The organism is Streptomyces sp. NPDC043952 (assembly GCF_056435325.1).
Genome location: NZ_JBWKES010000055.1, coordinates 1 through 12,100, shown reverse-complemented (window position 1 = coordinate 12,100; position 12,100 = coordinate 1). Strand labels below are relative to the sequence as shown.

Here is a 12,100-nt window from a genome sequence, read left to right as displayed (position 1 = left end):
CTCAGTCCTTCGCCTCCTCCACCGCGCCGGCGTGGCCGTGCACCCGCGCTGGGAAGACGAACAGGCCCGGAAAGAGCACCGGGACCTTGAGGGAGACGTCGGCCGTGACATAGCCGGACCCGCCGCAGCTCACCGTCGCGTCCGACCGCCACGCCGCCGACAGGTCCCCGCGCCCCGCCGCCGAGCAGGCCGCCTGGCGCGCACCACCCGGCGGCGCCGCCGTACCGGCCCGTACCGCCTCGTCCGCGGCGTTCCCGGCGAGCGTGAAGGTGTACCCGACGAGTACGGCCTGCCACACCAGCACCAGCGTGAGCAGGATCAGCGGGGTCATGCCGAGGAACTCGATGCTCACCTGGCCCTGATCCGCGCCCCTTTTCACCACCGGTCCACTCGCCACCGGTCCACTCGCCACCGGTCCACTCGCCGCCAGACCACTCGCCGCCGGTCCACTCGTCACCGGTTCACTCCTTCCGCCGCCGAAAGCCCCCACCGAGCGCCCCACCGCGCGCCCCACCCCGGTGCGCGCCCTCGGCCGCCCGCGCGAGCCCCAGCTCCCCCGCGAGCGCCCACAGCGCCTGCTTCACCGTGCTGCGGGCGTCCAGCTCATGCACCCGCCCCGCGTCCACCACCGCCTGCAGCTCCTTGAAGTTGGCGGGTACGGCGGTGCGCGCGAGCGCCGTACCGGTGATCCGCTGCACCAGCGCGGGCTGGATCTCGGTGTGCCTGCTCTGCCGGTTGACGACGACCGTGGTCTCCTCCGCCTTGCGGATCTGGAGCCGGTCCCACATCCGCACGGTCCGCTTGGCGGCGCGTACGGCGATCACGTCCGGCGTGGTGACCAGCAGCGCCGTGTCGGCCGTCTCGACCGCCGCCGCGCCCGCCCCGCCGAGCTGCGCGCCGCAGTCGATGACGACGACCTCGTAGCGCGAGCGCAGGGCGCGCACGATCCCGCGGGCCGCGCGGTCGGTGACCTCCTCGCCGCGCTCCCCCTCGCCGGGTGCGAGCAGCAGCGCGAGCCCGGTGTCATGGCGGAAGAGGGCGTCGGCGAGGACCCGCGGCGAGATGTCGCTGATGGCGGCGAGGTCGGCGACCGAGCGCCGGAACTGCACGTCCAGGTAGGAGGCGACGTCCCCGGTCTGGAGGTCGAGGTCGACCAGCGCGGTGGACCGCCCGGACGCCTGCGCGGCGAGCGCGAGCTGTACGGCCGTGAGCGTGGCGCCGACACCCCCCTTGGCGCCGCTGACCGTGACGACCGTACCGCCGGGGCCGCCCGGCGCCTCGCCGCCGCCCTGGCCGAGATGGCGCCGTACCTCCGTCGACCACTGGGCGACCGTCTGCACCCGGCCGGCCAGTTCGTCGTACGACAGCGGGAGCGCGACCAGTCCGCGGGCGCCGGAGTCCATCGCGGCGGCGAACAGGCCGGGGCTCGCGTCGTGGCTGACGAGGATGACGCCGACGGCCGGGAAGCGCAGGGCGATCTCCCGGATCAGCTCCAACGCCGGTGCGGGGCCGATGCGTTCATGGACGACGAGCACCTCGGGAAGTTCGTCCACTGACTCGGCGGCGAGCCGGCCGAGGGCGTCCACCAGTCGGGTCGAGTCGGTGACCGGCGGCTGCGGTTCGGCGTCGGGCAGCTGGCTGAGCAGGGTGACGAGGGAGCGGACGGCGTCCGGGTCGGCGCCCGCCGGGAGGATCCTGGTCGGCATGCGGGCCGCCTCTCACTTGTCCGTCGCGAGTTCGTAGGTGCGGTCCTTGTCCGGGACGCCGGTGTCGCCGCCGGGGCCGACCAGCGCGAGCCGGACGCGCTGGGCGAAGGACTCGGCGTAGGTGATGCGCTGGGCGTCGAGGGTGGACAGCGCGAAGGTGATCGGGACGGCCTCACCGGGCTGCTGCTGGCCGCTGTTCTTCGCGGCGTCCGGGTCGAGGGCGGTGATCCGGCCGACGTCGAGGACGCGCGCGTCGGTCACGATGATCTTCGACTGGTCGGGGTCGCCCTCCTTCTTGCCCGCGAAGGTGGCGTAGACGTTGACCCGCGAACCGGGCGTGATCTTCCCCGCCACGCCCGTCGCCGCGTCGATCATGATGGCGACCTCCTGCTGTCCGGGCTGGAGGGCGGGCTGGTCCACGATCATGTCGCTCTGCAGCAGGGACCCGGCGCGCAGCGTGGTGACGGCGATCTTCCCCTGGAGCTGCCGCAGATCGGTGACCGCGGTCCCGGACAGCCACCGCTTGGGCATCCTGATCTTCTCGAACTGGCCTGCGTCCAGGGCGGTGTACGGCTTGACGTCGGAGCGGACCCGGTAGGCGGTGACCTCGGGGCCGACCTTGGAGTCGACGTCGTGGACGACGGAGAGCACGCCGGCGAACGCGAGCAGAGCGCACAGGACCGACAGGAGCAGGAGGATCACGCCGCGGCGCTGACGGGAGTTCATGAACCGTGCAACCTCATTGGGGGAGTCGGTCGTTCGGGATATGGACGTGCGGGTCGTGGTCCGGCGGCCGTCCTCGGCTCAGGCGGGCGTGCGGGGCTCCAGGGCCCGTGGGGCGGGCGGTTCGTGGACGGGCGGGACGGCGGAGCAGAAGACGCAGCGGTCGCCGATGACGTCGAGCCCGCACCAGTGGCAGCTCGACTGCCGTACGGAGGCGACCAGTTGGTACAGCACGGACAGATCGTCGAGGTGGGCGCAGAACTCGACCATGCGGCCGGTCCCCCACCACGCGCGGGACTCGGCGGGCAGCGCGGTCTCCCGCACCCCCTGTACCTGCCACGCGGCCCCGAGTCCGGCGGCCCACTCGCCGGGCAGCTGCCCCTTCGCGAGGAGCATCCAGGTGGGGAACTCGGGCCCCTTGAGGGTGGCTTCGGGCGCGACCTTGACGAGCTGCGGTTCGGGATGGGCGAGTACGGCGAACTGGCTGCCCGGCACCCAGGACCTGGCGTGCGCCTTCAGTCCGACCGGCACCCGGTCGAGCCGGGCGACGGAGCCGAGGACCGCGCCGGCGTGGATGTAGTGGGCGAGCAGCCGACCGGCGCAGGCGAGCACGCCGGGACCGAGATCACAGGTGGCGAGCTGCCGTAACTGGCGCCCCAGCACGGCGACTCCGAGCGGCGGCAGCCCTGGCCTCAAGACCGCGACCCGGTCGCTCTCCAGCAGCGAGCGCAGGGTGTACAGGCGCCGTACGACCGGCTCCGGGGTGGCCGCCGAGCACAGGACGACGACATGGCCGTGACTCTCGATGGCCTCGCTCAGTTCGGTGAGCGCGTGGTCGAGGGGGTGCCGGTCGAGCCCGGCCAGCACGACGGCGGGCATGGTGCGTTCGTCCTGTGGCGGCAGCGCCAGGTCGGCACTGGTCACGGCAATGGCAGTTGGCACGCCCCGCTCCCCGGTGACTTCACTGCGTGACTACCCGAGCACTGTATCCACGCGTGCGGGGCGGGAGAACAGCGTTGGTGAAGCACATGTGGAACTCGCCGGGGGCAAGTCCCCGCAAACCGGGGCAGGTTGCGAAACCGGCCGACCCCCGCAACGGTCTGGACCTCTTGACAGCAGGATTGGTCTGGACCAACTTGTCTGTGCACCGGTGGCCACCGGCTCCGCCCCCACTCCGACTCCCCTCCCCGGAGGTCCCCGTGGACCGCGCACCAGGCACCCCCAGACCACCCCGCCGCCGGCTGGCGGCATGGTCCGCCGCCGTCACCCTCGCCCTCGCCGCCGCCGGCCTCGCCGCGACCGCGGCCCCGGCGTCCGCGGCGGACGTCAACAACGTCGTCAACGCCGGCTTCGAATCCGGCCTGTCGAACTGGACCTGCTCGGCGGGCAGCGGCACGACCGTCTCCTCCCCGGTCCACTCCGGCACCAGCGCCCTGAAGGCGACCCCCGCCGGCCAGGACGACGCCCAGTGCACCCAGACGGTCGCCGTCAAGCCCGACTCCTCGTACACCCTGAGCGCCTGGGTCCAGGGCGGCTACACCTACCTGGGCGTGACGGGCACGGGCACCACGGACGTCTCCACCTGGACGCCGGACACGAGCGACTGGAAGCAGTTGTCGACGTCGTTCACCACGGGCGCGTCCACCACCTCGGTCACCCTCTACACGCACGGGTGGTACGGCCAGGCCGCCTACTACGCCGACGACGTCTCCCTCTACGGCCCCGACGGCGGCGGCACCGGCACCCCGTCCCCCACCGTCCCGGCCGCCCCCACCGGCCTCGCGGTCTCCGCCACCACCTCGTCCTCCGCCACCCTGACCTGGTCCACCTCCTCGGGCGCGACCGGCTACACCGTGTACGAGAACGGCGCGAAGGTCTCCTCCACCACCGGCACCTCGACCACCGTCACGGGCCTGTCCCCCGCCACCTCGTACTCCTTCCAGGTGACGGCGACGAACGCGGCGGGCGAGTCGCAGAAGTCGCCGGCGGTGACGGCGACCACCGCCTCGACCGGCGGCGGCGGAAACACCGGCGGCTCCCTCCCGAAGCACGCGGTGACGGGCTACTGGCAGAACTTCAACAACGGCGCCAAGGTGCAGAAGATCTCCGACGTGCCCGCCGCCTACGACATCATCGCGGTGGCCTTCGCGGACGCGTCCACGACGCCGGGCGCGGTCACCTTCACCCTGGACTCGGCCGACCTCGGCGGCTACACGGTCGACCAGTTCAAGGCGGACATCAAGGCCAAGCAGGCGGCCGGCAAGAAGGTCGTCATCTCGATCGGCGGCCAGAACGGCACGATCTCGGTCAGCGACTCCGCCTCCGCCACGAACTTCGCGAACTCCGTCTACTCCCTGATGCAGACGTACGGCTTCGACGGCGTGGACATCGACCTGGAGAACGGCCTCAACTCGACGTACATGACCCAGGCCCTGCGCGCCCTGTCCGCGAAGGCGGGCCCCTCCCTGATCATCACGATGGCCCCGCAGACGATCGACATGCAGTCGACGTCCGCCTCCTACTTCCAGACGGCCCTGAACGTGAAGGACATCCTCACGGTCGTCAACACCCAGTACTACAACAGCGGTTCCATGCTGGGCTGCGACGGCAAGGTCTACAGTCAGGGCACGGTCGACTTCCTCACCGCCCTCGCCTGCATCCAGCTCCAGGGCGGCCTCGCCCCCTCCCAGATCGGCCTGGGCCTCCCCGCCTCCACCAGCGCGGCCGGCAGCGGCTACGTCTCCCCCTCGGTGGTGGACAACGCCCTCGACTGCCTCACCGCCGGCACCGACTGCGGCACCTTCAAACCCGCCAAGACCTACCCCGACCTGCGCGGCGCCATGACCTGGTCCACCAACTGGGACGCCTCCTCGGGCAACACCTGGTCCACCACGGTGGGCTCCCACGTCCACGCACTGCCGTGACCTGACACCCACCACCTGGCGCCCGGCCTCCCCCGCGGAGTCCGGGCGCCCCGCGCATTCCGGCCACCCCCGCCCGATTCGCGTTGCGACCGGCAATAGGCCAATGTGATGCTCTGGGCAGGATCGGCCAGGGGGCGGGATGCATTCGACGGAAGAGACGCGCAGGTCACGGCTCTCCGAATACGCGGAGATGACGGGACCCGCCGAGCGGGAGCACAAGGAGACACCACCGGGCGAAGACACTTCTGCGCCGTTGACCGGAATCTCCTCTGGCCCTTCCCTCGATGACGCGCTGGAGCGCGGCCTGCGTGAATTCGCCGTCCGGCTGGGCGAGTTCCGCCGCACGGCGGTCCTCGTACCCGTGGACGAGCACGACGTGCCCCTGACGGGCGACTACGGCGGCGTCCGCTGGATCTACGCCTTCTCCAGCGAAGCCGCCCTGGCCCGGTACGCGCTGGCCCGCGGCGAGGGCGACCGGGAATGGCCGTACCAGAGGTGGCTGGGCGCGCGGCTGCTGGACGCCGCGGTGCCCGCCGTCGGGGTGCCGTGCGGGGTCGCGCTGGACGTGGGCGGCGCGGGCGCACTGTTCCCGCCGGTGGCGGGGATCGTGCCGGACCGCGCGGCGGTGGACGTGGCGGCAGAAGCGGGAGCAGCCAGGTGAGCGGCGACGGCAAGGACCTGAAGACCGAGGGCCTGGCGCTGATCACCAAGGGCCTGAACGACGCTCTTGGCGAGTTGAAGGAGCTGGGGCTCGTCTATGTGGCGGACACCGGCCGGGGTTTCGACAAAATCGCCCTGACCGGGACGCAATTGGGCCACGACGGACTGACCGGCGAGTTCAAGTCGTTCTGCGAGCGCTGGGAGTGGGGCGTGCGCGCGCTGATCGACGAGGGCAGCGGCTTCGCGGTGAGGACGGGCCTGGCGGCGGGCACGTACTACGACACCGAGAACTACGTGGACGGCACGTTCAAGGACGTCGCCAACGCGGTGATCGGCAACCCCGACGCCTCGGAGTCGGACGTGGAGAAGATGAGCTGGGGAGACATCCTCAAGTCCAGCCCGTACGGCGGGAACGTGGACTACAGCGAGAAGTCCTTCGACGAGGCGTGGGCGAACAGCAAGCAGGGCTGGTACGACGACACACGCGACTTCATGGAGTCGCCGACCGCGAAGGCCGTGGGCATGAAACCGAGCGGGATGTCGGACGCGGAGTACCACAAGCTGCTCGCCGGTGCCTTCGGTCCCTCCCCCGAGGATCGCGCCGCAGCCGCCCAGCGGCAGGGCGGTGCGGGCTGATGGGACTGGGCGAACTCGGCAAGATCACCAACACCGTCCTCGGCGCCGGCGAGGAGACGTGGGAGGCGGGCAAGAAGAAGGTCGGCGAGGGCGTCGACTGGGCCGCGCACAAGGTGGGCGGCGAGCTGGAGCACGTCGGTCTGCACAAGTGGGCGGACAAGGTCGAGGACGCGGGCGACGAACTCGCCTCCTACCTCGGCGCCACCCCCGGCGAGAAGCAGCTCGACGAGACGGACGACCCGCAGCAGCTCCTCCACGGCGACCCCGAGCGCATCCGCGTGAGCGCCGGGCATCTCAGCGATTTCCACGCCGCCTTCGACAAGGTCGCTCAGGGGATGCGCAAGGTCGACTCCTCCGGCTGGGAAGGCGAGGGCGGGGACACCTTCCGCGAGAAGTTCGGCATGCACCCGGCGAAGTGGGCCAACGCGGCAGAGGCGTGCCTCGGCGCGGCGAAGGCCCTGGACTCGTACGCGGACACCGTCACGTGGGCCCAGAGCCAGGCCAAGGAGGCCGTCGAGCTCTACAAGAAGGGCACGAAGGCGTCCAAGGACGCGGTCGAGGCGTACAACAAGAAGGCCGACGCCTACAACGCCAAGGTCAAGGCACACCAGGATCCAGGTCCCAAACCGGGACCCTTCCACGATCCGGGCAAGGCCGACATCGACGCGGCCGTGCACAAGCTCGCCGCCGCCCGCAAACAGCGCGACACCGTGGCCACGGAGGCCCAGGGCAAGATCAAGACGGCCCTCGCCCACGCCCCGGCCGAGCCTCCCCCGCTGACCCGGCTGCGCCACAACCTCGAAGACGGCTACATGCAGGTCGACAGCGAGGCGGTCCACTTCGTGGGCGGCGTCGTCAAGGGCACCGCGGGCCTGTACACCTTCGTCCGCGGCGCCAACCCCATCGACCTCTACAACATCACGCACCCGGCCAACTACCTCCAGCACGTCAGCATGACCCTCAGCGGCCTGGTCGACACCGGCCTGCACCCCGACACCGCGCTGAAGGGCATGTGGTCCGACTTCAGGAAGGACCCGTCCGAGTTCGGCGGCCGCCTGCTGCCCCAGCTTCTCGCCGGCGACGGCGCCGGCCTGGAGGTGGGCCTGTCGCGCGACGTGCTGGCCGCGGGGATGCGCTCGGCGGCCGAGAACACGCTGAAGGACGGCGCGCGGGCCGGCGTGGAGGATGCGGGAAAGGCGACCGCACGGGACACGGTGCGCGAAGACCCGCACCAGCCCTCCCGCGAGCAGGAGTCGGTGTCGAGCAAGGGCACCGACCCCATCGACCTCGCCACCGGCAGGATGTACCTGCCGCAGACCGACGTCACCCTCCCCGGCGCCCTCCCCCTGCTCCTCAAACGGCGGGCGGAGTCCGGCTACCACCTGGGCCGCTGGTTCGGCCCCTCGTGGTCCTCCACACTGGACCAGCGCCTGGAGATCGACGCGGAGGGCGTCGTGTTCGTCACGGAGGACGGCCTCCTCCTGTCGTACCCCCACCCCGCACCGGGCCTGCCGACCCTGCCCAGCCACGGCCCCCGCCGGCCGCTCGACCGCGTGGACGGCGGCTACACCATCACCGACCCGGAGACGCGCCGCACCTGGCACTTCGCCGACCGGACCGAGGGTCTGGCGGTCCTGGAACAGGTGGACGACCGCAACGGCAACTGGATCACCTTCGAGTACGACGCCGAAGGCACCCCGCTGGCCGTGGTCACGAGCGCGGGACAGGGCGTCCGCATCACCACCGACTCGGGCCGCGTCACGTCGTACCGCCTGGCGACGACGGGCGAGGAACTCAAGCGCTTCGCCTACACCGACGGGAACCTCACCGAGGTCGTCAACTCCTCGGGCCTGTCCCTGCGTTTCGGCTACGACGACCGCGGCCGGATCACGTCCTGGACGGACACGAACGACCGCTCCTACACGTATGAGTACGACGACCGGGACCGCTGCGTGGCGGAGGGCGGCGCCGCCGGCCACATGACGCTGCGCCTGACCTACGGCGACCGTGACCCGAGCACGGGTCTGCGCACGACGACGGCGACGACCGGCGCGGGACACACCCGCCGCTACCTGGTCAACGACGCGTGGCAGGTGGTCGCCGAGAACGACCCCCTGGGCGCGACCACGAGCCACGTCCGGGACCGCTACAACCGCCTGCTGTCCACGACGGACCCGCTGGGCCACACCACGTCGTTCCGCTACGACGAGTCGGGCAACCTCACCTCGGTCGTCCGCCCGGACGGCCGGGAGGCGCGGGCGGAGTACGACGACCTGGGCCTGCCGGTGAGACTGGTGAACCCGGACGGTACGACCGTCCGGCAGACCTTCGACACCCGCGGCAACCGCACCTCGGTGACCGACCCCGCGGGCCGGACGACCCGCTTCACCTACGACGAGTCCGGCCACCTGACCTCGGTGACCGACCCCCTGGGCCATACGACGACGCTCGTGTGCGACCGCGCGGGCCTCCCCCTGACCGTGACCGACCCCCTGGGCGCGGTCACCCGCTACGTCCGGGACCCGTTCGGCCGCCCGGTCACGATCACGGACCCGACCGGCGCCACGACCCACCTGGAGTGGACGACCGAGGGCCACCTGACACGTCGTACAGCCCCCGACGGCACGACGGAGACGTGGACGTACGACGGCGAGGGCAACTGCACGACCCACACCGACGCGCTGGGCGGCGTCACCCGCTTCGAGTACACCCACTTCGACCTCCTGTCGGCCCGCACGGGCCCCGACGGAGTGCGCTACGAGTTCACCCACGACGCGGAACTGCGCCTGACCAAGGTCACCAACCCACAGGGCCTGACCTGGTACTACACCTACGACGCGGCCGGCCGCCTGCTCACGGAGACGGACTTCGACAACCGCACCCTGACCTACGCGTACGACCCGGCCGGCCGCCTGACCTCCCGCCGCAACGCCCTCGGCGAGGTCGTGTCCTTCGAACGCAACGAACTCGGCCAGACGCTCCGCAAGAACGCGGCCGGCCAGGTGACGACGTACGCGTACGACCTGACCGACCAACTGGCCCAGGCCACCGGCCCCGACGGCACCACGCTCACCCTGCTCCGCGACCGCTACGGCCGCCTGCGCTCGGAGACGGTCGACGGCCGGACGCTGACCTACACCTACGACGAGCTGGGCCGCCGTACGGGCCGCACCACCCCGACCGGTGCCGTCACCACCTGGTCCTACGACGCAGCCGGCCGCCGCACCGGGATGGTGGCGTCAGGCCGCCCGATCGACTTCACCTACGACGAGGCGGGCCGCGAACTGAACCGCCACATCGGCGAGACGGTCACCCTGGCCCACACCTTCGACCCACTGGGCCGCCTGGCCACCCAATCGGTGACGGGCGCGGACGACGCCCTGCTCCAGCACCGCTCCTACACCTACCGCGCCGACGGCAACCTGACCGGCATCGACGACCACCTCTCAGGCACCCGCCGCTTCGACCTGGACGCGACCGGCAGGGTCACGGCGGTCCACGCGGCCGGCTGGACCGAACGCTACGCATACGACGAGGCCGGCAACCAGACCGACGCGACCTGGCCCTCCGGCCATCCGGGCACGGAAGCGACCGGCCCCCGCACCTACGACGGCACCCGCATCCTGCGCGCCGGCAACGTCCGCTACGAACACGACGCCCTAGGCCGCATCACCCTCCGCCAGAAAACCCGCCTGTCGAGGAAGGCGGACACCTGGCGCTACTCGTGGGACCCCGAAGACCGCCTGACCTCGGTGGTCACCCCCGACGGCACCCGCTGGCGCTACACCTACGACCCCCTGGGCCGCCGCACCGCCAAACTCCGCCTGGCAGAAGACGACGAAACCGTCCTGGAACAGGTGACCTTCATCTGGGACGGCACGACTCTCTGCGAACAGACGACAACCTCCCCATCCCTCCCCAACCCGGTAACCCTCACCTGGGACCACCAGGGCCTACGCCCCCTCTCCCAAACCGAACGCATTACGTCGGCCAACACTCCCCAGGAGGAAATCGACTCCCGCTTCTTCGCCATCGTCACCGACCTGATCGGCACCCCGAACGAACTGATCGACGAACAAGGCAACCTCGCCTGGCGCACCCGAAGCACCCTCTGGGGAACAACGGCGTGGACAACGGACAGCACGACGTACACCCCCCTACGTTTCCCCGGCCAGTACTACGACCCCGAAACAGGCCTCCACTACAACTACTTCCGCCACTACGACCCCGAGACAGCGCGGTATCTCACTTCGGACCCGCTCGGACTCACGCCCGCACCCAACCCAGCCGCCTACGTCCACAACCCTCACACGTGGATGGACCCAGCAGGGCTTGCGGGATGCACTCCAGACGAGAGCAGCGCCGCACAGGTGGACCCTCGAAAGCTCGACTATCTATTCAACAAGGACATCAAGCCAAATTCACACAATTCCCCTCGCGCAGTCCAAAATGAATTGCAGCTTCACCGGATCGGCATCAATGACACTCCTAATATGCGTGAATACGTGACGCAACATCTGAAAGATGCGTCACATCAACCGTTCGAGCGCACTTTTACCAAAGAATGGGCCGGCGGTAGCGGAAATTTCGGCGTCACGCATTCCGTCCTATACGGGCCACACGGCGCTTTGGACGTCGAGGGCACATGGGAACTCCTTCCTGACGGCGGACGCAGGTTGTCTACTGTCATTTTCCGCGGTAGCGGCCCGAGCGTGAGCATCCACGGCTCCCCGCCGCACTAGCCTACCTATAGCGAAAGATAACTTGCTGATGTATAGAGATTTTATCGTCCCTGACGACGAAGAGGTCCTCAACAAGATCGACGAATGGCCGGATACCGACGAAAGTGGTGCTCGCATTCTCACATTCCAGTCCACCGAGGGCGACTCTCTCGCCTTTTCATATGACGCTCTGACCAGGTCGGTCAGAGCACGATGGACAAGGAGCAACGGGGCCAACGTGCTGGATATTTACCGCGAAGGCGCGACCCGAATGACGGTTTCCTCCGCTCCGCCAGCAAAGCATATCTTGGTAGAGTTTCACATGGGTGAATGCGTCGGCGTCATGGAAATCCAAGTGTCCCCCAATCTGTCCGTACAAGATCGACTCCTATACGTATGACGAAGCCGTGAATCAGCAAACTCAAAGAGGAGGCGGCAAGTCTCATGTCGTCCGGACCGCCCCGCGGTTTCTGTCGCCGGCGGGGCGGATCACCTGGGCCAGTACATACCGAGCATATTGCCCACACCGGAGCCACACCGAGTGTCTGATAACCGGGGCCCCGGTTTCGGCCTTCCCTCGGGGGGCGGTAGTGTGCCCTAAACACAGAAAACCCCCGCACCAATGGTGCGGGGGCTTCCCGGAATGATTGTTCGGCGGCGTCCTACTCTCCCACAGGGTCCCCCCTGCAGTACCATCGGCGCTGAAAGGCTTAGCTTCCGGGTTCGGAAT

General features: G+C 69.8%; 8 protein-coding genes and 1 rRNA gene. 4 read left to right on the top strand and 5 right to left on the bottom strand.

Translation table 11 applies throughout. From position 1 onward, the window contains the following. Window position 1 precedes the first annotated feature (1 nt). The 4 genes from AC069R_RS32990 to AC069R_RS32975 form a co-directional block, all read right to left on the bottom strand. Window positions 2–331, bottom strand: coding sequence for a pilus assembly protein (locus AC069R_RS32990; RefSeq protein WP_478770399.1), 330 nt, complete (start codon window positions 329–331; stop codon window positions 2–4). 130 nt (window positions 332–461) lie between these two features. Beyond that, window positions 462–1,706, bottom strand: a complete 1,245-nt coding sequence (locus AC069R_RS32985; RefSeq protein WP_478770381.1) for a CpaE/TadZ family protein — start codon at window positions 1,704–1,706, stop codon at window positions 462–464. Between the two features lie 12 nt (window positions 1,707–1,718). Further along, on the bottom strand, window positions 1,719–2,432 hold the full coding sequence (cpaB, locus tag AC069R_RS32980; RefSeq protein ID WP_478770380.1) for a Flp pilus assembly protein CpaB: 714 nt from the start codon (window positions 2,430–2,432) through the stop codon (window positions 1,719–1,721). A gap of 78 nt (window positions 2,433–2,510) precedes the next feature. After that, on the bottom strand, window positions 2,511–3,371 hold the full coding sequence (locus AC069R_RS32975) for a hypothetical protein (protein WP_478770379.1): 861 nt from the start codon (window positions 3,369–3,371) through the stop codon (window positions 2,511–2,513). Between the two features lie 257 nt (window positions 3,372–3,628). Between AC069R_RS32975 and AC069R_RS32970 the strand changes: the two genes are divergently transcribed. The 4 genes from AC069R_RS32970 to AC069R_RS32955 all read left to right on the top strand — a co-directional run bounded on the left by AC069R_RS32970 (window position 3,629) and on the right by AC069R_RS32955 (window position 11,391). Beyond that, on the top strand, window positions 3,629–5,353 hold the full coding sequence (locus AC069R_RS32970) for a chitinase (protein ID WP_478770378.1): 1,725 nt from the start codon (window positions 3,629–3,631) through the stop codon (window positions 5,351–5,353). Between the two features lie 139 nt (window positions 5,354–5,492). Continuing rightward, window positions 5,493–6,014 carry a hypothetical protein gene (locus AC069R_RS32965; RefSeq protein ID WP_478770377.1) on the top strand — a complete coding sequence of 174 codons (522 nt, stop codon included), beginning with the start codon at window positions 5,493–5,495 and terminating at the stop codon, window positions 6,012–6,014. After that, window positions 6,011–6,649 carry a hypothetical protein gene (locus AC069R_RS32960; protein ID WP_478770376.1) on the top strand — a complete coding sequence of 213 codons (639 nt, stop codon included), beginning with the start codon at window positions 6,011–6,013 and terminating at the stop codon, window positions 6,647–6,649. Before AC069R_RS32965 ends, AC069R_RS32960 begins: the two co-directional genes overlap by 4 nt. Beyond that, complete coding sequence (locus tag AC069R_RS32955; protein ID WP_478770375.1) at window positions 6,649–11,391, top strand: putative T7SS-secreted protein; 4,743 nt, start codon at window positions 6,649–6,651, stop codon at window positions 11,389–11,391. The genes AC069R_RS32960 and AC069R_RS32955 overlap by 1 nt, the downstream gene beginning before the upstream one ends. Window positions 11,392–12,019: 628 nt before the next feature. Here AC069R_RS32955 and rrf read toward each other — a convergent pair. Then, a 5S ribosomal RNA gene (gene rrf / locus AC069R_RS32950) occupies window positions 12,020–12,100 on the bottom strand; the annotation flags it as partial.

Excerpts from the sequence above, each read along its gene's own strand:
- AC069R_RS32990 (WP_478770399.1), bottom strand. The coding sequence starts at position 331 with ATGACCCCGCTGATCCTGCTCACGCTGGTGCTGGTGTGGCAGGCCGTA.
- AC069R_RS32985 (WP_478770381.1), bottom strand. The coding sequence starts at position 1,706 with ATGCCGACCAGGATCCTCCCGGCGGGCGCCGACCCGGACGCCGTCCGC.
- cpaB (WP_478770380.1), bottom strand. The coding sequence starts at position 2,432 with ATGAACTCCCGTCAGCGCCGCGGCGTGATCCTCCTGCTCCTGTCGGTC.
- AC069R_RS32965 (WP_478770377.1), top strand. The coding sequence starts at position 5,493 with ATGCATTCGACGGAAGAGACGCGCAGGTCACGGCTCTCCGAATACGCG.
- AC069R_RS32955 (WP_478770375.1), top strand. The coding sequence starts at position 6,649 with ATGGGACTGGGCGAACTCGGCAAGATCACCAACACCGTCCTCGGCGCC.